Here is a 20,851-nt window from a genome sequence, read left to right as displayed (position 1 = left end):
CCTGCGCCCGGACCTCTTTTTATGTCGGATCAGTTCATCTGCTTGCGGCGGGAGAGATTGATGGTGCCGTCCTGCATGGTGTCCACGTCCTCCAGGCTCTTGCCGGTGCCGTAGGCCACACAGGAGATGGCATCGTCGGCCACGTGGGTCTCGATGCCGGTGTGGGATTCGATGAGCTTGTCAAAGCCCCAGACCAGGCTGCCGCCGCCGGTCATGCAGATACCGTTGGTAGAGATATCGGCCACCAGCTCGGGGGGCGTACGCTCCAGCACGCCGTGGATGGCCTCCAGAATGCGGGTGGAGACCTCTTCAAAGGCCTCGATCATCTCGCTGGAGGACACGGAGAACACACGGGGCAGGCCGGTCATCAGGCAGCGCCCCTTGATCTCCACCGTCTGCTCCTCAGGACGGGGGAAGACGCAGCCGATCTGCATCTTCAGCTCCTCAGCAGTACGCTCGCCGATGAGCACGTTGTGCTTGCGGCGGATGTATTTGACAATGGCCTCGTCAAACTGGTCGCCGGCGATCTTGATGGAGGTAGACTCCACGATGCCGGACAGGGAGATGACGGCGATGTCGGTGGTGCCGCCGCCGATGTCCACGATCATGTGGCCGTCGGGCTTGGCGATGTCGATGCCCGCGCCGATGGCGGCGGCCACAGGCTCCTCAATGAGGTAGACCTTGCGTGCGCCCGCCTGGATGCCCGCGTCGATCACCGCGCGCTCCTCCACCTCGGTGATGCCCGAGGGAACGCAGATGACGATGCGGGGCTTGAACAGCCGGAACGAGGTCACCTTGCGGATGAACTCCTTGAGCATCCGCTCGGTCATGTCGTAGTCGGAGATGACGCCCTCCCGCAGCGGACGGATGGCGACGATGTTGCCGGGGGTGCGCCCCAGCATCTGCTGGGCCTCGGTGCCCACCTTCAGCAGCTTGCCCGTATTCTTATCGATGGCCACCACGGAAGGCTCCCGCAGGACCACGCCCTTACCCTTTACATAGACCAGGATAGAAGCCGTACCCAGGTCGATTCCGATATCCTTACTGAACATACCCGCACCTCGAAGTCTTGAAAGCTTTTGTTTTATTTTATCCATCAGTTTCATTGATAATCCTCTATATTATACAGAAGCGTAACTTGCATTTCAACACCATTTTCTACAAAAACGGACGTATTTTACCCTCTTGCCCGGGCTAAAGTGGCACAAAATACCTCTTTCGCGCCCGCCGTGCGCAGGATACGGGCACATTCGGACAGGGTGGAGCCGGTGGTCACCACGTCGTCAATGAGCAGCACCCGCTTGCCCTCCACCAGCTCGGGGTCCACCGGAGTGTAGGCCCCCAGCACGTTGGCCCGGCGCTCGGCCTCTCCCTGCAGCCCGGACTGGGCGTCGGTGTTGCGGGGCTTGCGCAGGGTCTCCACCGCCACCTCCCCCAGCTCCAGCGCCGCCGCGCCGGCCAGCAGAAAGGCCTGGTCGTACCCCCGCTCCTTCTTTCGCCGCTGGGACAGAGGCACCCAGCTGATGAGATCGTACCGCCCGGCCAAATGGTCGTGGACACACTGGGCCACCAGCCTGCCATAGGCCTTGTGGTAGCCCTGCCGCCCCTTGAATTTATACCGCTGGATGGACGCGCGCACCTGGTCCCGGTAGGCCAGGGGCGAGACGCACAGCGTGAAAAATTCCCCCTGCTGTTCTGCGGCCGCCCCCTCCAGCCAGGGCAGCTCCCGCTGACAGCGGGCGCACAGATCCCGCTCGCCGGCGGCCAGCACCGCCCCGCAAAAGACGCACTTGGGCGGGAAAAGCAGATCCAGCAGCCAGCCCGCCGCCCCGCTCATGACAGCTCCTCCTCCGGGATGGGCCCGTGCTTGCGCTCAAAGTCGCGCACGCATTCTTGAATGAGGTGGATGACTTGCCAGTTCAGGGAGCGCCCCTCGTATTCCGCGATGTAGACCAGCTTTTTGTGCAGCTGGCTGTCCATGCGGATGCCAAGGTGTTTGTCTCGCTTCATGCTTACACCACCTTTCAGGGTGATGGTATCGGTTCGCACACGCACTTTGCACTTGTGCGTGCATGTCAAGTCCACGATATTTCCCGCTCGTCCCCTTATGCCCGGTCGATCTGGACCAGCCGCCAGCGCAGGCCGGAATAGCGGCGCTGCTGGCGGTCGTTGGCCGTCATGCGGGCCACCACTTCCTCGTCTCCCACCAGGATCAGCAGCTCCCGGGCCCGGGTGATGGCGGTGTAGAGTACCCCCCGGGTGAGCAGCATGGGCGAGCCGTCGCACACGGCCAGGATCACCGCCCGGTACTCGCTGCCCTGGGCCTTGTGGACGGTGATGGCATAGGCCGGCTCCAGCTCCAGGAGCATGTCGGGGGTGTACTCCACCACCCGGCCCTCAAAGTCCACCGTGATCACCTCGGCCCGGTTGTCCACCGAGCGGATCTGGCCGATATCGCCGTTGAACACCCCCATGCCGGAGGTCAGCCCGTCCCTCCACACCACGTCGTAATTGTTGCGCACCTGCATGACCCGGTCCCCCTGCCGGAAGACGTATTCGCCGAAGCGCCGCTCCGGCCGGTCCTCCCCGGAGGGATTGACCGCCTCCTGAATGGCCCGGTTGAGGGCGGCGGTGCCGGTGCCCCGCTTGCGGGTGGGGGAGAGGACCTGGATCTGCTCGGGCGGAATGCCCATGTTCTGGGGCAGGCGGGTCTTGACCAGCTCCACAATGGTCTCGGCCGCCCGGGCCGGGTCCTTGCGCCGGAGGAAGAAAAAGTCGCTCTTGTTGTCCCGCAGCTCGGGCAGCTCCCCCCGGTTGACGGCGTGGGCGTTGCGGATGATGGCGCTCTCGGCGGCCTGGCGGAAAATCTCGGTCAGGCGCACCGTGGGGATGACGCCGCTGCGGATGAGGTCGGAAAACAGGTTGCCCGGCCCCACGCTGGGCAGCTGGTCCGGGTCCCCCACCAGAATGAGGCGGCAGTCCTCCCGCAGGGCGGAGAGCAGCCCCCGCATCAGCAAAATATCCACCATGGAGGTCTCGTCCACGATGACGGCGTCCGCCTTCAGCGGCTCGCTCTCATCGTGGGCGAAGATGAGCCGGCCCGAATGGGGGTCATACTGGGTCTCCAGCAGGCGGTGGATGGTGGCCGCCTCCATGCCGCACAGCTCCCCCAGCCGCTTGGCCGCCCGGCCGGTGGGGGCGGCCAGGGCGGTCTCCAGCCCCAGCTCCTCAAACAGGGCCAGCACCCCCCGCAGGGAGGTGGTCTTGCCGGTGCCCGGCCCGCCGGTGAGCAGCATCACCTGGCGCACGGCGGCCAGCTCCACCGCCTGGCGCTGCTGGGGGGCGTAGGTGATGCCCTGCCGGGCCTGGATGCCGTCGATGAGCCGGTCCAGTCCGTGGGGGGCCGTCAGCTCTCCACGGGCCATCTCCACCAGGCGGAAGGCCACATACTGCTCGGCCTCGCACAGGTCCTGGAGGTATACCGCCTCCTCCCCAGCCACCGCCTCCTGGATGACCTCCCCCCGCTCCAGCAGGGTCTCCAGCGCGTCCTCCAGGGCCTCCCCCTCCACGCCGATGAGCTGGGCCGTGGCGGCCAGCAGCTTGCGCCGGGGCAGAAAGGTATGGCCGTTGTCCAGATTGTGGCTCAGCTCAAAGAGCAGCCCCGCCTCGATGCGCTGGGGGTCGTCCCCCTCCATGCCCATGGACAGGGCCAGCTCGTCAGCGGTGGAGAACTCCACCCCCAGCTCCTCATCCACCAGCAGATAAGGGTTGTTCCGGATGGCCGGCAGGGCCCGGTCCCCGTATTTGCGGTAGAGGGGCATGGCCAGCTGGAGGGGCACGGCGTGCTCCCCCAGAAACTCCAGCAGCCGGCGCATGCCCATCTGCATGCGGAAGTTCTCCCCCATGGACAGGGCCCGCTTGCGGGTGATGCCCCGAATGCGGGTGAGCTGCTCGGGGTGCTCCTCCAGCACGGTGAGGGCGTCCTCCCCGAACTCCTCCACCATGCGCCGGGCCGTGGCCGCGCCGATGCCCCGCACCGCGCCCGAGGCCAGGTACTCATAGATGGCTTTGGTGCCCGCGGGCATTCGCCGCTCCACCGTCTCTGCCTTGAACTGCTCTCCGTAGGAGGCATGGCGCACCCAGCTGCCCTGGACCGAAATGCTCTCCCCCGGGGCCACGCCGGGCATGCACCCCACCACCGTGAGGCCGCTGCCGTCTCCCGCGTCCAGGCGGAGCACCGTGTAGCCGTTGTCCTCGTTCTGATAGATCACGGCGTCCACGGTGCCCTCGATGTAAGTCAGCTCTTCCTGCTGCATGGGTGCTGTTCCCTCCCTTTTCTTCGGGAGATATCATATCACCCCCGGCGGCGTTTGTCGAATGGTTTTCGCCCCGACCTGGGCTAGATACTCCCCCAGCCGCTCCGCCGGGCAGAGCACCACGCCGGTGGCGTCCTTCATCAGCGCGGCAGCCACCGCCCGCCCCTCGGGGGTCAGGCCGGTGTCGGCAATGATGATAATGGCCCGGGCCAGCGCCCCGCTGCGCAGCCACAGAAGACCCTTTACCTCCTGCTCCAGCCGCGCTCCGTCTCCGTCGGCGGGCAGCACCGCATATACCGGCCCCAGCTCCCCCACCGGAGTCACCAGTTTTCCATAGAGCATCCACCCCAGCGCCAGCAGCCCAACGGCCGCCAGCAGGGCCAGGATCACCTGCAAAATCGCGTTCAAATCCGCTCACCTCCGGGCTATCCTATGCCCTTTGGCGGTGTTTGGTCCCCGTCAGCCCCCTACCGTGGCCACCACCAGCCCGGTGGCAAAGGTCATGATGAGCCCGGCGGTCACCACGCCCAGGAAAATGGAAGGCAGGGCTTTGCGCAGGGGCATATCCAGGAAGGCCGCCGCCAGCGCGCCGGTCCATGCCCCCGTGCCCGGCAGGGGGATGGCCACAAACAGCCACAGCCCCAGATATTTGTAGCGGTTCACTACCCGCCCCTTCAGATGGGCCTTTTTCTCCAGCCGGTCCACCAGGCGGTTCAGCCGGGGCGACTTGCGGCGCATCCACTTGAAGATGCGGCGGATATACACGATGATAAACGGAATGGGGAGCATATTGCCCACAATGGCCGCCACCAGGGCCTCTCCGGGCGCCAGCCCCAGGGCGGTGCCGAAGGGCACGCCCCCCCGCAGCTCGATCACCGGCACCATGGACACCAGCATGGTGAACAGCAGCTCACCCATATCGTTGTTTGTCAACCAGTCCAGCAGTTCCAAACGAGTCACCTCTTCTTCTCTATGCTGGTATTCTATCATACCTTTTCCCTTGTGCACATTAAGTTTTCCTAAAAAATCCACAGAGGACCCCGGTGGATTTTCCCACTGTCTCCCTTGCCCCCCCTTTCAAACGGTGGTATAATAATTCGACTATTTTTGAAGAAGAGAGGTTTGCAACCATGACCTATCAGGAAGAATTCATTACCTTTATGGTGCGCTCCGGCGTGCTCACCTTCGGCGACTTCGTCACCAAGTCCGGCCGCAAGACCCCCTACTTCATCAACACCGGCAACTACAAGACCGGCGCCCAGGCCGCCAAGCTGGGCGACTACTACGCCGCCTGTATCCAGAACCATCTGCCCGACGGGGTAGACTGCCTGTTCGGGCCGGCCTACAAGGGCATCCCTCTGGCCGTGTCCGCCGCCGCCTCCCTCTACCGCAACTATGAGCGGGACCTGCCCTACTGCTTCAACCGCAAGGAGGTCAAGGACCACGGCGAGGGCGGTTCCATGGTGGGCTACAAGCCCCAGGACGGGGACAACGTGGTCATCGTGGAGGACGTGGTCACCGCCGGCACCGCCGTGCGGGAGACCATCGAGCTGTTCAAGCACGTGGCCAAGGTGAACATGAAGGCCCTCATCGTCTCGGTGGACCGCATGGAGCGGGGCACCCGGGACTGCTCCACCCTGGACGAGCTGCGGGAGGATTACGGCATCGCCGTGTACCCCATCGTCACCGTGCGGGAGATCATCTCCTTCCTGCACAACAAGGAGATCGACGGCAAGGTCTACATTGACGACGCCATGAAAGCCCGCATGGAGGCCTATCTGGCTGAGTACGGCGCCCGCTGAGCGGGTATCTTATAGGAGGAGGGGTCCGGCATGGGCGCTCACGACGGGCACCGTCAGCGGCTCAAAAGTGAATTTCTGGCCCGGCCGGACTCCTTTCCCGACCACAAGCTGCTGGAGCTGCTGCTCTTCTACGCCAACCCCCGCAGCGACACCAATCCCCTGGCCCACGAGCTGATCGACCAGTTCGGCTCCCTGGCCGGGGTGCTGGACGCCATCCCCGACGAGCTGATGAAGCTCCGGGGCGTGGGGGAGCACGCCGCCGTGCTGCTCAAGGCGGTGAAGGAGTTCTCCGGCCGCTACCTCACCTCCCGCACGCAGATGGACCACATTGCCCGCACCTCCCGGGACTATTATCAGCTGCTGCGCCCCTATTTCTTCGGCGCCCGCAATGAGATCCTGTGTCTGCTGTGCATGGATGGCAAGCGCAAGGTACTGGGTATCCGCAGGCTGACCGAGGGCAACGTGAACGCCGTGGCCATCACCACCCGCCTCATCGTGGAGGCCGCTTTGGCCCTCAACGCCTCAGCGGTGGTGCTGGCCCACAACCATGTCTCGGGCATTGCCTTCCCGTCGGAGGACGACATCGCCACCACCAACAGCCTGGCCCCGCTGCTGGCCCGGATGGGCGTGGAGCTGGTGGACCACCTGATCTTCGTGGACGACGATATGGTCTCCCTGCGGGACAGCCGTTTCTTTCAGCCCTGAGGGTACCGCCCGGCAAAAGAAAGGCTTGCAATAGAACATTTGTTTTGTTATGATACAGGCAGGAGGGGATGGTATGCCCAAATTTGAAGTAGTCAGCAGCTACCAGCCCGCCGGCGACCAGCCGGAGGCTATCGCCGCCCTGGCCGCCGGCATTGAGAACGGGCTGGACGAGCAGACCCTGCTGGGGGTCACCGGCTCGGGCAAGACCTTCACCATGGCCAAGGTCATCGAGGCGGTGCAGCGGCCCACCCTGGTGCTGGCCCACAACAAGACTCTGGCCGCCCAGCTGTGCGCCGAGTTCAAGGAGTTTTTTCCCCACAACGCGGTGGAATACTTCGTGTCCTACTACGACTACTATCAGCCTGAGGCCTATATCCCCCACACCGACACCTTTATCGAAAAGGACTCGGCGGTCAACGAGGAGATCGACCGGCTGCGCCTGGCGGCCACCGCCTCCCTGATGGAGCGGCGGGACGTGATCGTGGTGTCCTCGGTGTCCTGCATTTACGGTCTGGGTGAGCCGGAGGACTTTGCCAAGATGATGGTCTCCCTGCGGGTGGGGGCCGTCATGGAGCGGGATGAGCTGCTGAAAAAACTGGTGGCCATCCGCTACGAGCGCAACGACATCGCCTTTGAGCGCAACATGTTCCGGGTCCGGGGTGACACGGTGGAGATCTTCCCCGCCTACTGGAAGGATTCCGCCATCCGGGTGGAGTTCTTTGGGGACGAGATCGACCGCATCAGCGAGATCAACGTGGTCACCGGCACGGTCATCCGCAAACTCAATACCATCCCCGTCTGGCCCGCCACCCACTACGTCACCCCCAAGGAGAAAATGGACGCCGCCATCCAGGAGATCTACAAGGAGCTGGAGGAGCGGGTGGCCTTTTTCGAGAAGGAGGGCAAGCTCATTGAGGCCCAGCGCATCAAGCAGCGCACCATGTACGATGTGGAGATGATGCAGGAGCTGGGCTACTGCACCGGCATCGAAAACTATTCCCGGGTCATCGAGGGCCGGCCCGCCGGGTCGCCCCCTCACACCTTGCTGGACTATTTCCCCAAGGACTTTGTTCTGTTCATCGACGAGAGCCACGTGACCCTCCCCCAGGTGCGGGCCATGTACAACGGCGACCGGGCCCGCAAGACCAGCCTGGTGGACTATGGCTTCCGCCTCCCCTGTGCCTTCGACAACCGGCCGCTGAAATTCGAGGAATTCCAGAAGCGGCTCAACCAGGTGGTGTATGTCTCCGCCACCCCCGGCGAGTACGAACGGGAGCGGTCGGGCCAGATCGTGGAGCAGGTCATCCGCCCCACCGGCCTGCTGGACCCCAAGATCGAGGTGCGGCCGGTAGAGGGCCAGATCGACGACCTCATCGGAGAGATCAACGAGCGCACCGCCCGGAAAGAGCGGGTGCTGGTCACCACCCTGACCAAGAAGATGGCGGAGGATCTCACCGCCTACCTCACCAACGCGGGCATCAAGGTGCGCTATATGCACCACGACATCGACACCATCGAGCGCATGGAGATCATCCGGGACCTGCGGCTGGGCATTTTCGACGTGCTGGTGGGCATCAACCTGCTGCGTGAGGGCCTGGACCTGCCGGAGGTCAGCCTGGTGGCCATTCTGGACGCCGACAAGGAGGGCTTCCTCCGCTCGGAGACCTCCCTCATCCAGACCATCGGCCGGGCCGCCCGCAACGCCCAGGGCCTGGTGGTCATGTACGCCGACTCCATCACGCCCTCCATGCGCCGGGCCATCGACGAGACCGAGCGCCGCCGGGCCAAGCAGGACGCCTTCAACCAGGCCCACGGCATCGTGCCCAAGACGGTCATTAAGTCGGTGCGGGACGTCATCGACCTGTCCGACGACAAGGACGAGCTGCCCCACTCCAAAAAGGCTCTGTCCAAGAAGGAGAAGGAGGCCGCCATCGCCAAGCTGGAGAAGGAAATGCGGGAGGCCTCCAAGCGGCTGGAGTTTGAGTACGCCGCCGTGCTGCGGGACCGTATCATCGAGCTGCGGGGCCAATAGCCTCCCCATTTCTTTCGGGGCCCCGCCAACGGCGGGGCGGCGCCTGCGTCGTACAAGCGTTTTGCCGCAGGCAAAACCTTGGCGCAGGGCCAATTCACTTGGCCCGAGCATGTAAAATCCATTCAGGGCTCCCACACGGCTCCTGCCGTGTGGGACAATGAGGGAGGCCAGCAAGCGGCTGGAGTTCGAGTACGCCGCCGTCCTCCGCGACCGCATCATCGAGCTGCGGGGGCAGGGATGAGCTCTCGTCCCCTTATTTTATAATAAATCCGGCCCTTGCCGGGTAGAAAAAAGAGGTATTTGTCATGAAATACGCTACTCTGGGTAAAACTGGTCTCAAGGCCGCCGTGGTCTCCTTTGGCGGCATCCCCATCCAGCGCGCCGACGCGGCCAACACCGTGGCCGTGGTGGACAAGCTGGAGGAGTACGGCATGAACTACATCGACACCGCCCGGGGCTACACCGTGTCCGAGGAGTATCTGGGTGCCGCCCTGGAGGGCCGTCGGGACAAGTTCATCCTGGCCACCAAAGCCATGTCCCGTGACTATGCCGGTATGTGCAAGGACATTGAGACCAGCCTCAAGAACCTGCGCACCGACTACATCGACGTCTACCAGATCCACAACCTGCCCGAGAAGGACATCGAGAAGGTCTTCGGCCCGGGCGGCGCCTATGAGGCTCTGGTCGAGGCCAAGGCCGCCGGCAAGATCGGCCACATCGGCATCACCTGCCACAGCGCCGACGCCATGAAGATCCTGGTGGAGCAGTACGCCGACCGGTTCGAGACCATCATGTTCCCCTACAACATCGTGGAGGACCAGGGCCGGGAGATTCTGGCGCAGGCCCGGGAGAAGGGCATCGGCACCATCGCCATGAAGCCCATGGCCGGCGGCAACCTGGACGACTGGAACCTGGCCCTGCGGTACATCGCCGCCTCCGGCGTCATCGACATCTCCATCCCCGGCATGGGCTCGGTGGAAGAGGTGATCCGCAACGCCGAGGCCGCTGAGGGCTTCTCCCCCCTGACCGAGGAGGAGCTGGAGCGCTGCCAGGCCATCCGGAAGGAGCTGGGCACCCAGTTCTGCCGCCGCTGCGGCTACTGCGCCCCCTGCTCCACCGGCATCGACATCCCCTCCACCTTTACCCTGGCCAACTACGCCCGCAAGTACGGCCTGGGCGACTGGGCCCGGGCCCGGTATGAGGCTATGCAGTACCACGCCGGCTCCTGCGTGCAGTGCGGCGCCTGCGAGCGGCGCTGCCCCTACAACCTGCCCATCCGGGACATGCTGGCCGGCGTGGCCCAGGTGTTCGGATATTGATCCTGTTGCGCCACCGGCTCTGCATCTGAAGTTAGGAGGCGGGACCGCTATGCATCCACGAAAAAAAGTGCTCTATTTGCCTAAAGCGGCCGATGATGCTGAGCCGGCCGAGTCGGTCTCGTGCACCCCGGAGCCGCTGGCATCCGTCCCGCCTCCGGTGTCGGAGGCCCCGGCCGGAATCTACCCCTGTCCCTGCTGCGGTTATCTTACCCTTCCTGTTCCCAGGGCGGAGGCCATCGCCTCCATCTGCCCGGTGTGCTTCTGGGAGAACGACGTATTCGCCCCGGGGGAGGATGACCCCAGTGATGAGAACCATGGCATGACCCTGCGGGAGGGGCGGGAAAACTACCGGAAATGGGGCGCTGTGCGGGAGGATCTCGCCCGCTATACCCGCCCGCCCCGGCCAGGGGAACTTCCCTGAAACCCGAAGAAGGAGAAAACAGACCTATGCTCGACCATATTTTCGTCAAAGGCGCCCGGGAGAACAACCTGAAAAACATCGACGTGGATATTCCACGGGACAAGCTGGTGGTACTGACCGGCCTGTCCGGCTCCGGCAAGTCCTCCCTGGCCTTTGATACCATCTACGCCGAGGGACAGCGCCGGTACGTGGAGTCCCTGTCCTCCTATGCCCGGATGTTCCTGGGACAGATGGAAAAGCCCGATGTGGACTATATCGACGGTCTGTCCCCCGCCATCTCCATCGACCAGAAGACCACCTCCAAGAACCCCCGCTCCACCGTGGGCACTGTCACGGAGATCTACGACTATCTGCGCCTGCTGTGGGCCCGGGTGGGCACTCCCCACTGCCCCAAGTGCGGCAAGGAGATCAAACAGCAGACCATCGACCAGATCATCGACCAGGTCATGGCCCTGCCCGAGGCCACCCGCATCCAGGTCATGGCCCCGGTGGTACGGGGCAAGAAGGGCACCCACCAGAAGCTGCTGGAGGACGCCCGCAAATCGGGCTACGTCCGCTGCCGGGCTGACGGCTCCCTCTATGATCTGACCGAGGAGATCCCCCTGGACAAGAACAAAAAGCACAACGTGGAGATCGTGGTGGACCGGCTGGTCATCAAGCCGGACATTGCCCGCCGCCTCACCGACAGCGTGGAGGTGGCCTCCAATCTGGCCGGCGGCCTGGTGGTCATCAACATCGTGGGAGAGGACCGGGATATCCTCTTCTCTCAGAACTACGCCTGTGAGGACTGCGGCATCTCCATTGAGGAGCTCTCCCCCCGCATGTTCTCCTTCAACAACCCCTTCGGCGCCTGCCCCACCTGCACCGGTCTGGGCTCCCAGCTGAAGGTGGACCCGGACCTTATCATCCCCAACAAGGAGCTGTCCATCCTGGACGGGGCCATCACCGCCTCCGGCTGGAACAACATCAAGGGGGACTCCATCTCCCGGATGTATTTCGACGCTCTGGCCAAGCAGTATAAATTCAAGCTGACCACTCCGGTGAAGGATCTGCCGGAGGAGGTCATGGACATCATCCTCTACGGCACCAAGGGGGAGAAGCTCAAGCTCACCTACGACCGGGCCAACGGCAAGGGCACGCTGATGCAGGCCTTTGAAGGGGTCATCAACAACCTGGAGCGGCGCTACCGGGAGACCCAGAGCGACGCCATGCGCCGGGACCTGGAGGAGTGCATGGGCGAGCGGCCCTGCCCCGACTGCGGCGGCAAGCGCCTGCGGAAAGAGGCGCTGGCCGTCACCGTGGGTGGCATCAACATCGACGCGTTCTGCCGCAAGTCGGTGACCGAGGCGCTGGACTTCATCGACCATCTGGAGCTCTCGGAGCAGAAGCTGCTCATCGCCGGGCGTATCCTCAAGGAGATCCGCAGCCGGCTGGGCTTCCTCCAGAGCGTGGGCCTGCAGTACCTGACCCTGAGCCGGGCAGCCGCCACCCTCTCCGGCGGCGAGAGCCAGCGCATCCGCCTGGCCACCCAGATCGGCTCCTCCCTCATGGGGGTACTCTATATTCTGGACGAGCCCTCCATCGGCCTGCACCAGCGGGACAACGACAAGCTGCTGGACACCCTGAAGCACCTGCGGGATCTGGGCAACACCCTGCTGGTGGTGGAGCACGATGAGGACACCATGCGCGCGGCCGACTACATCGTGGACATCGGCCCCGGCGCCGGAGTCCACGGCGGCCAGGTGGTGGCCGCGGGCACCGCGGAAGAGGTGATGAACACCCCCGGCTCCATCACCGGCGACTATCTGTCCGGCCGGAAAAAGATCCCCGTGCCCGCCCAGCGGCGGACGGGCAACGGCCATTTCCTCACCATCCGTGGGGCCACGGAGAACAACCTGCACAACATCGACGTCTCCATCCCCCTGGGCACCTTCACCTGCGTCACCGGCGTGTCCGGTTCGGGCAAGTCCTCCCTGGTCAACGAGATCCTCTACAAGCGCCTGGCCGCCGACCTGAACCGGGCCAAGACCCGGCCGGGCAAGCACGCCGGCATCGAGGGGGAGGAATTCCTGGACAAGGTCATCGACATCGACCAGTCCCCCATCGGCCGCACGCCCCGCTCCAACCCGGCCACCTACACGGGGCTGTTCAACGACATCCGGGACCTGTTCGCCTCCACCCAGGACGCCAAGGCCCGGGGCTACGGGCCCGGCCGGTTCTCCTTCAACGTCCGGGGCGGACGGTGCGAGGCCTGCCAGGGAGACGGCCTCATCAAGATCGAGATGCACTTCCTGCCCGACATCTACGTTCCCTGCGAGGTGTGCAAGGGCAAGCGCTACAACCGGGAGACCCTGGAGGTCAAATACAAGGGCAAGAACATCTATGAGGTGCTGGACATGACGGTGGAGGAGGCCCTGCCCTTCTTCGAGAACCTGCCCAAGCTGTACAACAAGCTCCAGACCCTTTATGAGGTGGGACTGAGCTATGTGAAGCTTGGCCAGCCCTCCACCACCCTCTCCGGCGGCGAGGCCCAGCGGGTGAAGCTGGCCACCGAGCTGGCCAAGCGCTCCACCGGCCAGACCATTTATATCCTGGACGAGCCCACCACCGGCCTGCACACCGCCGACGTGCACAAGCTTACCGAAGTGCTCCAGAAGCTGGTGGACGTGGGCAACACGGTGGTGGTCATCGAGCACAATCTGGATGTGATCAAGACCGCCGACCATATCATCGACCTGGGCCCCGAGGGCGGGGACGGCGGCGGCCAGATCGTGGTCACCGGCACCCCCGAGGAAGTCGCGCAATGCCCCGGCTCCTACACCGGACAATACCTCAAACGCATGCTGTAACCACTCCGCCGCAGACCGGTTGGTCTGCGGCGGTTCTTTCCTCAATCTGACCTTATTAGATTTTCTAAATCTGATGTTTGAATTAGGGTCAGATAGGTCCTATAATAAAGCCACCAAAGATCAAAGATGGAAGAAAGAAGTGAGTTTTATGCAAAAGAATCGCTTTACCGTCCTGCAGCTGGCGGTCCTGGCCATGATGACCGCCCTGGTGTTCGTCAGCAATTATCTGCGCGTCACCATGCCCATCGCCATTGGCGGAAACACCTCGTTCACACTGGCCAACATCATGTGTGTGCTCTCCGGGCTTCTGCTGGGGCCTGTGGGCGGCCTGGCTGCGGGCCTGGGCTCGGCGCTGTATGACCTGACCAACCCGCTGTTCGCCTCGGAGTGCTGGCTCACCTTCCTGACCAAGGGCGCCATGGGTCTGGCCGCCGGTCTGGTGATGCACAACGCCGCCCACCGGGAGGAGCCCACCTATCCCCGCTGCGTCAGCGGTGCCGTGGTGGGATGCATTGCCTACTACATCCTCTACTTCACCAAGAGCTATTTCTACAACGGCCTGCTTGTGGAGGGCCTGCAGCCTGCCGCAGCCCTGGCCACGCTGCCTCTGAAGGTGCCCGCCTCCATCTTCAACGCCGCCGTGGCTCTGGTGGCCGCCCCCATCCTGTGCATGGCCATCCGCTCGGCTCTCAAACGGGCCCACCTGAAGCTGGCCTGATCTCCGGCATGCCCGGTCCCGCTCTACCGCCGGGACCGGGCATTTTGCACCGCCACTATTTCTCCTGTTGACAAGCTGTTGAAAGAGACGTACAATAATGACAGGATTTCTGCCCGTTTTTTGTCTGGCTTCTACAAATTTTTAACAGGAGTGAATCCAAATGGAAGAGAAAAAGTACACCTCTATGATCCGCCTGCGTATGTCCGCCAAGGACGCCCACTATGGCGGCAACCTGGTCGACGGCGCCCACATGGTACATCTTTTCGGCGATGTGGCCACCGAACTGCTGATCAAGTGCGACGGGGATGAGGGGCTGTTCTGCGCCTACAACAACATCGAGTTCAAGGCCCCCGTCTACGCGGGCGACTTCATCGAGGCGTATGGCGAGATCACCCATATTGGCAACACGTCCCGCAAGATGCGCTTTGAAGCCCGCAAGGTGGCCATTCCCCGGCCCGACATCAGCGATTCTGCCGCTGATTTCCTGGATGAGCCCATCGTGGTGGCCATTGCGGAGGGCACCTGCGTAACGCCCAAGAAGTGCCAGCGCAAGGAACCCTGAGACAACATAAAAAAACGCCCGGCGCAGATGCGCCGGGCGTTTTTTATATGACTGACTTGATCGTGCTATGTCCGCGGGTGGCTCAGCTTTTCTTCCAAACAGGCGCGGGCCTGCTCCTCGTTCTCCGCGCAGGCGCAGGCGCCCACCAGATACTGACACGCATCCTGCCACTCCCGCAGAGGCCACCTGTCCCTGGGCGCCCTGTGCAACGCACGGAGCAATGCGGGCCAGTACGTCTGCTGCTTCAGGTCGGACAAATACGGACAGTTCGTCTCCTGTGTCAGCCACTCCAGCAGATCCCATGCTCCCCCATGCTCACACATGGACATTCCCCTTTCTTCCCTCCGGGGTCAATTTTCTTTATTGTAACACCGGTCTGCTGAGAAATCAATATAAAGAGGTATGCTGTCTGCATGGTATTTGCAGATTCCACAGAGAAGTTGGTAACAAATCATTTTATTCGCACAAATGTGTTGTACTTTTTGTATCTTCTGCCGCTCGGCGTGCCAAAATCTTTGGAAAAAAATAACAAAACAGACAAGTGGTAACAGTTGCGGCCACGGCGTCGGCAATCGGCTCGGACAGGAAGGTGGCCTCAGCGGAAACCAGGGCGGGCAGCAGCAGCAGACAGGCCAGGAAAATGCCCTTGCGGAACATGGAACAAAACAGGGCCAGGCGCACATGCCCCAGAGCGGTGGTCTCGTCCACCAGGGGATACTGGACGGCCAGGGGCAGGATCATGGCGGTAAAGACCTTGATGTAGCGCACCGAGCGTTCGATCAGCTCCGGGTTTTGGGTAAACAGGCGCACAAAGACCGGCGAGAGGGTGTAGGTCACCACGGTCATCAGTGCGCAGAAGGTCAGGCACAATCCCACAATGGACTTCATGGCGGTTTTGATGCGCCCGGCGTTGCCCGCGCCATAGTTGAAGCTGATCACCGGCTGGGTCCCGAGGGTGAGCCCACCCATGGGCATGGTGATGAGCAGCAGATAGCTCTGCACGATGGTAGCGCAGGTGACCAGGGTGTCTCCCAGCTCAGGCCCGCCGTAGCGCTGGAGCACCGTATTGAGCACGATGAGCAGCACGCTGTCGCTGGCGATGATCAAAAAGGGAGACAGGCCGAACAGAAGCACCCGGCGCATCACGGCCCAGTCAAACCCGCCCCAGCCCAGGCGCACCGGCATCTTCCGGCGCAGCAGGGAGCTGAGTACAAACGCGCACGAGGCCATCTGGGAGAGCACCGTGGCCACTGCCGCCCCGGCCACTCCCATGTCCAGAGCGAAAATAAAGACGGGGTCCAGAATGATGTTGAGCACCGCTCCCAGCATCACCGTGGCCATACCCAGCCCGGAAAAGCCCTGGGCGATGAGGAAACTGTTCATTCCTGTGGACATCAGGGCAAAAAAGGTGCCCACGGTATAAATAGTGAGATAGGTATCGGCGTAGCCAAAGGTGGCCTCACTGGCGCCAAACCACATGAGCAGCTGCTCCTTGCTCAGCAGGAACAGGGCGGTCAGCGCGCCGGAGAGCACCAGCAGCATCAAAAAGCTGTTGGACAGCACCCGGGCCGCCTCTTTGGGCTTCCCCTCCCCCATGCGCATGGCCAGGATGGGGGATCCCCCCAGCCCTACCAGGGAGGCAAAGGAACTCAGCAGCGTAACGATGGGGCCGCACACCCCCACCCCCGCCAGAGCCAGGTCCCCGATCTCCGGGATGTTTCCGATATAGATGCGGTCCACGATGCTGTAGAGCACGCTGACCAGTTGGGCCAGCATGGTGGGAATCGCCAGGCGGCACACCAGCCGGAACACCGGGTCCCGGCCAAGGTCGTTGGTCCTTCTCATAAACACACTCCTTTTCAGACACACGCTGGCATTATACCTCTTTTTCCCCCTTCCGTAAAGGGTTACGTTCGTTTTAGCACTCTCAATAATAGAGTGCTAATGTTTACAATTTAGACATATCTTGCACTATATTTGTTCATAGATCCGCCCTATAATTTGTCTCAGAAAACGAGATGAGCCCCGGATCAATGGGGTGGAAAGAGGATGAGCGCCATGGAAAATCGCAAAGATTAGCATTTTATTCCGTTGACTGCTAACGTATTTCATCCATCAAATTCCATAGACTAAGGAGAGATCATTATGTTTGGTATGCTTCCTTTTGAGCGCAACAACGACAACGTGTTTGATACATTTGATAACTTTACCCGCAACTTCTTCCAGAGCAGCAACGCCAACCTGCCCGCGTTCCGCACCGATATCCGGGACGCCGGCGACAAGTTCGTTTTAGAAGCGGAGCTGCCCGGCTTTAACAAAGAGGACATCAAGCTGGACGTGAAGGACGGTATCCTGACCATCTCCGCCGAGCACAAGGAGCATCAGGATCAGAAGGATGACAAGGGCAACTACATCCGCAGAGAGCGGAGATATGGCTCCTTCACCCGTTCCTTCGACATCACCGGTATTGATGAGAGCGGCATCACCGCCGCCTACCAGAACGGCATTCTGGAGCTGAATCTGCCCAAGGCCGTCCCCGTGGTTCCTGAGACCCGTCGGATCGCCATTGATTGACCTGGATATGCGGGAGCCGGTCAGCCTTGGCTGACCGGCTCCTTTCCGTTTTCCTCCCAGCGGTCACACCCCTGCTCCGGCGAGGGATGCCTGGACCAGGGCAGGACGCAGTGACCGTACCACAGAGGGAAGTAATATCCCTCCCGGCTGCGGACATAATGCTGGCGGTAATGAACGCAGGTTCCGCAGACTCGCTGCTCCACCATGTACTTCCGGGGCAATGACATAAAATCACCTCGCAGAGAGCATACATCTGATAAGGTTTAAAGTCAATACACCCAATCAGATTTATGCTATGGTTTCCCCGAGGTGATGATATGTATTGCTACCCCAGACTGCGGGACCTGCGGGAGGACCGCGATTTGACCCAGGAAACCATTGGAAAGCTGCTTGGCACCACGCAGCAGCAATACTATAAGTACGAAAAAGGGATTCAGGAGATCCCTGCCCATCATCTGATTACGCTGGCCGATTTTTATCAGGTCTCCGTGGACTATCTGCTGGGGCGGGAAAAATCCTGATTCTCTTTACAAGGGAGTGTGACGCGACATGAACGCGCAGAAATATACGCAAAAATCCCTGGAGGCGGTGCAGACCGCCCAGAGTCTGGCCACCGAGTACGGCAACCAGCAGATCGAGCAGCCCCACCTGCTGCTGGCCCTGCTGAGCGACGAGGCCGGACTGATCCCCCAGCTGCTGGGGAACATGGGCATCACCGTGCCCTCCTTCGCCGCCGCCACCAAGGCGGAAGTGGAAAAGCTGCCCCGGGTATCCGGCTCCGGCCGGGAGCAGGGCAAGATCTATGTAGCCCAGGACGTGGACAAGTGCCTGAACACCGCCGAGTCCATCGCTTCCTCCATGAAGGACGAGTATGTCTCGGTGGAGCACCTGCTGCTCTCCCTCATCGACACGGCAAACAGCGCCCTGAAAGAGCTGTTCCGCACTTATAACATCACCAAGGAGGGCGTGCTCCAGGCTCTCACCGCCGTCCGGGGCAACCAGCGGGTGACCTCCGACAACCCGGAGGAGACCTACAACGCCCTGAAGAAGTACGGCTCCGACCTGGTGGAGCGGGCCCGCCAGAACAAGCTGGACCCGGTCATCGGCCGTGACGATGAGATCCGCAACGTCATCCGCATCCTGAGCCGCAAGAGCAAAAACAACCCCGTTTTGATCGGCGAGCCCGGCGTAGGCAAGACCGCCATCGCCGAGGGGCTGGCCCAGCGGATCGTCAAGGGCGACGTACCCGCCAGCCTGAAGGACAAGACCATCTTTGCTCTGGATATGGGCTCCCTCATCGCGGGCGCCAAGTACCGGGGCGAATTTGAGGAGCGGCTGAAGGCCGTCCTCAACGAGGTCAAGAAGTCCGAGGGCCGCATCATCCTCTTCATCGACGAGCTGCACACCATCGTGGGCGCCGGCAAGACCGAGGGCGCCATGGACGCCGGCAACCTCTTAAAGCCCATGCTGGCCCGGGGCGAGCTGCACTGCATCGGCGCCACCACGCTGAACGAGTACCGCCAGTATATCGAGAAGGACGCCGCCCTGGAGCGGCGGTTCCAGCCCGTCATGGTCAACGAGCCCACGGTGGAGGACACCATCGCCATCCTCCGCGGCCTGAAGGAGCGCTATGAGGTGTTCCACGGCGTGAAGATCCAGGACGGCGCCATCATCGCCGCCGCCACCCTCTCCGACCGCTATATCACCGACCGCTTCCTGCCCGACAAGGCCATCGACCTCATCGACGAGGCCTGCGCCATGATCCGCACCGAGATCGACTCCATGCCCACCGAGCTGGACGTCATCCAGCGCAAAATCATCCAGCACGAGATTGAGGAGGCCGCCCTCAAGAAGGAGGACGACGCCATCTCCCGCGAGCATCTGGCCGAGATCCAGAAGGAGCTGGCCGAGATGCGGGACGAGTTCAACGCCAAGAAGGCCCAGTGGGAAAATGAGAAGAACGCCATCGGCAAGGTGCAGAAGCTCCGCGAGGACCTGGAGGCCGCCAACGCCGAGCTGGAGAAGGCCCAGCGGGAGTACGACCTGAACAAGGCCGCTGAGCTCCAGTATGGCAAGATCCCCGAGCTGCGCCGTCAGCTGGAGGCCGAGGAGGCCATCGCCAACGAAAGCAAGGCCCGTTCCCTGCTGCGGGACAAGGTCACCGAGGAGGAGATCGCCCGCATCATCGAGCGCTGGACCGGCATCCCGGTGGCCAAGCTGATGGAGGGCGAGCGTGAAAAGCTGCTCCACCTGGAGGACATCCTCCATCAGCGGGTGGTGGGTCAGGACGAGGCCGTGCGCCTGGTCAGCGAAGCCATCCTCCGCAGCCGGGCCGGTATTGCCGACCCCGACCGGCCCATCGGCTCCTTCCTCTTCCTGGGCCCCACCGGCGTGGGCAAGACCGAACTGGCCAAAACCCTGGCCGAAGCCCTGTTCGACTCCGAGAAGAACATGGTGCGCATCGACATGAGCGAGTATATGGAGAAATTCTCCGTGTCCCGTCTCATCGGCGCGCCTCCGGGATACGTGGGCTATGAGGAGGGCGGCCAGCTCACCGAGGCCGTCCGCCGCCACCCCTACTGCGTGGTGCTGTTCGACGAGGTGGAGAAGGCCCACCCCGATGTGTTCAACATTTTACTACAAGTATTGGACGACGGCCGTATTACGGATAGTCAAGGCCGCACCGTGGACTTCAAGAACACCATCATCATTCTGACCTCCAACCTGGGCTCCCAGTACCTGCTGGATGGCATTGACCCCAGCGGCGAGATCACCGAGCAGGCCAAGAGCCAGGTCCAGGAGCTGCTGCGCCACTCCTTCCGGCCGGAGTTCCTCAACCGTCTGGACGAGATCGTGTTCTACAAGCCGCTGACCAAGGACAACATCACCCACATCATCGACCTGCTGGTGGCCGAGCTCAACAGCCGCCTGAGCGAAAAGCAGCTCAAAGTGGTACTCACCGACGCGGCCAAGCACTTCATTATCGACAGCGCCTATGACCCGGCCTTCGGTGCCCGTCCTTTGCGCCGGTTCGTGCAGCACTCGGTTGAGACCCTCATCAGCCGCAAGATCATCGGCGACGAGGTCCAGAGCGGCGATACCCTCACGGTGGATTGCGCGGACGGCCAACTGACCGTCAATGCCAATACCGTCCTTACCGGCGAAGTGGTGGATGACGCCAAGTAAGCCGCCGGATTTCCTCCGGGGCAATGCGAATGCATTGCCCCGGAGTTTTTTTGCATAAATGAGCCGGACCCCGGAGCACTGCTCCGGGGTCCGGCAAAAGGAAAGGTAGAGAAGGGAACTTGTTTACTCAGCCTGTTCCTGAGTAAAGCGCATGAGCATGGTGGCTACCTCGGCGCGGCTGGCAGTGCCCTGGGGATCCAGAGCAGAGCCGTTCTTGCCGGTGAGGATGCCCTCGGCCACCGCCCACTCCATGGCGTCCTGCGCCCAGGCGGACACGGAGGCGGCATCGGCAAAGCCGGTCAGGCTGCCCTCAGTGGCGGGGGAGCCGGCGTAGCGGTAGAGCATGACGGCCAGCTGCTCCCGGGTG

Annotated in this window: 22 protein-coding genes; 12 read left to right on the top strand and 10 right to left on the bottom strand. The window is 62.5% G+C overall.

From position 1 onward, the window contains the following. Positions 1-29 precede the first annotated feature (29 nt). The 6 genes from WMO45_RS12545 to WMO45_RS12520 all read right to left on the bottom strand — a co-directional run bounded on the left by WMO45_RS12545 (position 30) and on the right by WMO45_RS12520 (position 5,306). On the bottom strand, positions 30-1,052 hold the full coding sequence (locus WMO45_RS12545; RefSeq protein ID WP_349141160.1) for a rod shape-determining protein: 1,023 nt from the start codon (positions 1,050-1,052) through the stop codon (positions 30-32). A gap of 125 nt (positions 1,053-1,177) precedes the next feature. Further along, a complete protein-coding gene (locus tag WMO45_RS12540; RefSeq protein WP_349141158.1) occupies positions 1,178-1,837 on the bottom strand; it encodes a ComF family protein in 660 nt (219 codons plus the stop codon). Continuing rightward, a complete protein-coding gene (locus tag WMO45_RS12535) occupies positions 1,834-2,010 on the bottom strand; it encodes a type II toxin-antitoxin system antitoxin (RefSeq protein ID WP_349141156.1) in 177 nt (58 codons plus the stop codon). The genes WMO45_RS12540 and WMO45_RS12535 overlap by 4 nt, the downstream gene beginning before the upstream one ends. A gap of 95 nt (positions 2,011-2,105) precedes the next feature. Next, a complete protein-coding gene (gene recD2, locus WMO45_RS12530) occupies positions 2,106-4,316 on the bottom strand; it encodes an SF1B family DNA helicase RecD2 (RefSeq protein WP_349141154.1) in 2,211 nt (736 codons plus the stop codon). Between the two features lie 33 nt (positions 4,317-4,349). Next, positions 4,350-4,724 (bottom strand): hypothetical protein, encoded by a 375-nt coding sequence (locus WMO45_RS12525; protein WP_349141152.1) that lies wholly within the window; start codon positions 4,722-4,724, stop codon positions 4,350-4,352. 51 nt (positions 4,725-4,775) lie between these two features. Continuing rightward, positions 4,776-5,306: a COG2426 family protein gene (locus tag WMO45_RS12520; protein ID WP_349141150.1), complete on the bottom strand. Its 531-nt coding sequence runs from the start codon at positions 5,304-5,306 to the stop codon at positions 4,776-4,778. Positions 5,307-5,446: 140 nt separating this feature from the next. On the opposite strand from WMO45_RS12520, the gene pyrE reads away from it, so the two are divergent. From pyrE to kal, 9 genes are all read left to right on the top strand, one after another. Continuing rightward, a complete protein-coding gene (gene pyrE, locus WMO45_RS12515) occupies positions 5,447-6,118 on the top strand; it encodes an orotate phosphoribosyltransferase (RefSeq protein ID WP_349141148.1) in 672 nt (223 codons plus the stop codon). 30 nt (positions 6,119-6,148) lie between these two features. Next, entirely contained in the window at positions 6,149-6,823 is a 675-nt protein-coding gene (locus tag WMO45_RS12510; protein WP_349141146.1) for a JAB domain-containing protein, read from the top strand. Between the two features lie 73 nt (positions 6,824-6,896). Further along, a complete protein-coding gene (gene uvrB, locus WMO45_RS12505; RefSeq protein ID WP_349141144.1) occupies positions 6,897-8,855 on the top strand; it encodes an excinuclease ABC subunit UvrB in 1,959 nt (652 codons plus the stop codon). 157 nt (positions 8,856-9,012) lie between these two features. Further along, positions 9,013-9,096 carry a UvrB/UvrC motif-containing protein gene (locus WMO45_RS13685; RefSeq protein ID WP_353963437.1) on the top strand — a complete coding sequence of 28 codons (84 nt, stop codon included), beginning with the start codon at positions 9,013-9,015 and terminating at the stop codon, positions 9,094-9,096. Positions 9,097-9,160: 64 nt separating this feature from the next. After that, on the top strand, positions 9,161-10,174 hold the full coding sequence (locus tag WMO45_RS12500) for an aldo/keto reductase (RefSeq protein ID WP_349141142.1): 1,014 nt from the start codon (positions 9,161-9,163) through the stop codon (positions 10,172-10,174). Between the two features lie 49 nt (positions 10,175-10,223). Then, positions 10,224-10,595, top strand: a complete 372-nt coding sequence (locus WMO45_RS12495) for a CPCC family cysteine-rich protein (RefSeq protein ID WP_349141140.1) — start codon at positions 10,224-10,226, stop codon at positions 10,593-10,595. Between the two features lie 26 nt (positions 10,596-10,621). Further along, positions 10,622-13,444 (top strand): excinuclease ABC subunit UvrA, encoded by a 2,823-nt coding sequence (gene uvrA / locus WMO45_RS12490; protein ID WP_349141138.1) that lies wholly within the window; start codon positions 10,622-10,624, stop codon positions 13,442-13,444. 148 nt (positions 13,445-13,592) lie between these two features. Next, complete coding sequence (locus tag WMO45_RS12485; RefSeq protein WP_349141136.1) at positions 13,593-14,162, top strand: ECF transporter S component; 570 nt, start codon at positions 13,593-13,595, stop codon at positions 14,160-14,162. 160 nt (positions 14,163-14,322) lie between these two features. Further along, positions 14,323-14,724, top strand: a complete 402-nt coding sequence (kal, locus tag WMO45_RS12480; RefSeq protein WP_349141134.1) for a 3-aminobutyryl-CoA ammonia lyase — start codon at positions 14,323-14,325, stop codon at positions 14,722-14,724. Between the two features lie 65 nt (positions 14,725-14,789). Here the strand turns inward: kal and WMO45_RS12475 are convergent, their stop codons facing one another. Continuing rightward, the gene (locus WMO45_RS12475; RefSeq protein ID WP_349141132.1) at positions 14,790-15,053 is read right to left on the bottom strand and encodes a hypothetical protein; all 264 of its coding nucleotides are present in this window, start codon (positions 15,051-15,053) and stop codon (positions 14,790-14,792) included. Between the two features lie 127 nt (positions 15,054-15,180). Beyond that, entirely contained in the window at positions 15,181-16,569 is a 1,389-nt protein-coding gene (locus WMO45_RS12470; RefSeq protein ID WP_349141130.1) for an MATE family efflux transporter, read from the bottom strand. A 300-nt stretch (positions 16,570-16,869) separates the two neighbouring features. Between WMO45_RS12470 and WMO45_RS12465 the strand changes: the two genes are divergently transcribed. Beyond that, positions 16,870-17,298, top strand: coding sequence for an Hsp20/alpha crystallin family protein (locus WMO45_RS12465; protein WP_349141128.1), 429 nt, complete (start codon positions 16,870-16,872; stop codon positions 17,296-17,298). A gap of 20 nt (positions 17,299-17,318) precedes the next feature. Here the strand turns inward: WMO45_RS12465 and WMO45_RS12460 are convergent, their stop codons facing one another. Next, the gene (locus WMO45_RS12460) at positions 17,319-17,525 is read right to left on the bottom strand and encodes a hypothetical protein (RefSeq protein ID WP_349141127.1); all 207 of its coding nucleotides are present in this window, start codon (positions 17,523-17,525) and stop codon (positions 17,319-17,321) included. 90 nt (positions 17,526-17,615) lie between these two features. Between WMO45_RS12460 and WMO45_RS12455 the strand changes: the two genes are divergently transcribed. Further along, positions 17,616-17,819, top strand: a complete 204-nt coding sequence (locus tag WMO45_RS12455) for a helix-turn-helix domain-containing protein (protein WP_196033349.1) — start codon at positions 17,616-17,618, stop codon at positions 17,817-17,819. A 28-nt stretch (positions 17,820-17,847) separates the two neighbouring features. Next, on the top strand, positions 17,848-20,484 hold the full coding sequence (gene clpB, locus WMO45_RS12450; RefSeq protein ID WP_349141126.1) for an ATP-dependent chaperone ClpB: 2,637 nt from the start codon (positions 17,848-17,850) through the stop codon (positions 20,482-20,484). A gap of 123 nt (positions 20,485-20,607) precedes the next feature. Here the strand turns inward: clpB and WMO45_RS12445 are convergent. Next, a partial coding sequence (locus WMO45_RS12445; protein WP_349141125.1) for an S-layer homology domain-containing protein occupies positions 20,608-20,851 on the bottom strand: 244 nt, incomplete at its 5' end.

The organism is Flavonifractor hominis (assembly GCF_040095835.1).
Taxonomy (GTDB): Bacteria; Bacillota; Clostridia; order Oscillospirales; family Oscillospiraceae; genus Flavonifractor; species Flavonifractor hominis.
Note: the sequence above shows the minus strand (reverse complement) of the source record. Positions and strands in the feature narration are given on the sequence as shown.

What these genes read in the sequence shown, in the direction of transcription:
- WMO45_RS12545 (WP_349141160.1), bottom strand. Translation starts at nt 1,052, where the DNA reads ATGTTCAGTAAGGATATCGGAATCGACCTGGGTACGGCTTCTATCCTG.
- WMO45_RS12540 (WP_349141158.1), bottom strand. Translation starts at nt 1,837, where the DNA reads ATGAGCGGGGCGGCGGGCTGGCTGCTGGATCTGCTTTTCCCGCCCAAG.
- WMO45_RS12535 (WP_349141156.1), bottom strand. Translation starts at nt 2,010, where the DNA reads ATGAAGCGAGACAAACACCTTGGCATCCGCATGGACAGCCAGCTGCAC.
- recD2 (WP_349141154.1), bottom strand. Translation starts at nt 4,316, where the DNA reads ATGCAGCAGGAAGAGCTGACTTACATCGAGGGCACCGTGGACGCCGTG.
- WMO45_RS12520 (WP_349141150.1), bottom strand. Translation starts at nt 5,306, where the DNA reads ATGATAGAATACCAGCATAGAGAAGAAGAGGTGACTCGTTTGGAACTG.
- pyrE (WP_349141148.1), top strand. Translation starts at nt 5,447, where the DNA reads ATGACCTATCAGGAAGAATTCATTACCTTTATGGTGCGCTCCGGCGTG.
- WMO45_RS12510 (WP_349141146.1), top strand. Translation starts at nt 6,149, where the DNA reads ATGGGCGCTCACGACGGGCACCGTCAGCGGCTCAAAAGTGAATTTCTG.
- uvrB (WP_349141144.1), top strand. Translation starts at nt 6,897, where the DNA reads ATGCCCAAATTTGAAGTAGTCAGCAGCTACCAGCCCGCCGGCGACCAG.
- WMO45_RS13685 (WP_353963437.1), top strand. Translation starts at nt 9,013, where the DNA reads ATGAGGGAGGCCAGCAAGCGGCTGGAGTTCGAGTACGCCGCCGTCCTC.
- WMO45_RS12500 (WP_349141142.1), top strand. Translation starts at nt 9,161, where the DNA reads ATGAAATACGCTACTCTGGGTAAAACTGGTCTCAAGGCCGCCGTGGTC.
- WMO45_RS12495 (WP_349141140.1), top strand. Translation starts at nt 10,224, where the DNA reads ATGCATCCACGAAAAAAAGTGCTCTATTTGCCTAAAGCGGCCGATGAT.
- uvrA (WP_349141138.1), top strand. Translation starts at nt 10,622, where the DNA reads ATGCTCGACCATATTTTCGTCAAAGGCGCCCGGGAGAACAACCTGAAA.
- WMO45_RS12485 (WP_349141136.1), top strand. Translation starts at nt 13,593, where the DNA reads ATGCAAAAGAATCGCTTTACCGTCCTGCAGCTGGCGGTCCTGGCCATG.
- kal (WP_349141134.1), top strand. Translation starts at nt 14,323, where the DNA reads ATGGAAGAGAAAAAGTACACCTCTATGATCCGCCTGCGTATGTCCGCC.
- WMO45_RS12475 (WP_349141132.1), bottom strand. Translation starts at nt 15,053, where the DNA reads ATGTCCATGTGTGAGCATGGGGGAGCATGGGATCTGCTGGAGTGGCTG.
- WMO45_RS12470 (WP_349141130.1), bottom strand. Translation starts at nt 16,569, where the DNA reads ATGAGAAGGACCAACGACCTTGGCCGGGACCCGGTGTTCCGGCTGGTG.
- WMO45_RS12465 (WP_349141128.1), top strand. Translation starts at nt 16,870, where the DNA reads ATGTTTGGTATGCTTCCTTTTGAGCGCAACAACGACAACGTGTTTGAT.
- WMO45_RS12460 (WP_349141127.1), bottom strand. Translation starts at nt 17,525, where the DNA reads ATGTCATTGCCCCGGAAGTACATGGTGGAGCAGCGAGTCTGCGGAACC.
- WMO45_RS12455 (WP_196033349.1), top strand. Translation starts at nt 17,616, where the DNA reads ATGTATTGCTACCCCAGACTGCGGGACCTGCGGGAGGACCGCGATTTG.
- clpB (WP_349141126.1), top strand. Translation starts at nt 17,848, where the DNA reads ATGAACGCGCAGAAATATACGCAAAAATCCCTGGAGGCGGTGCAGACC.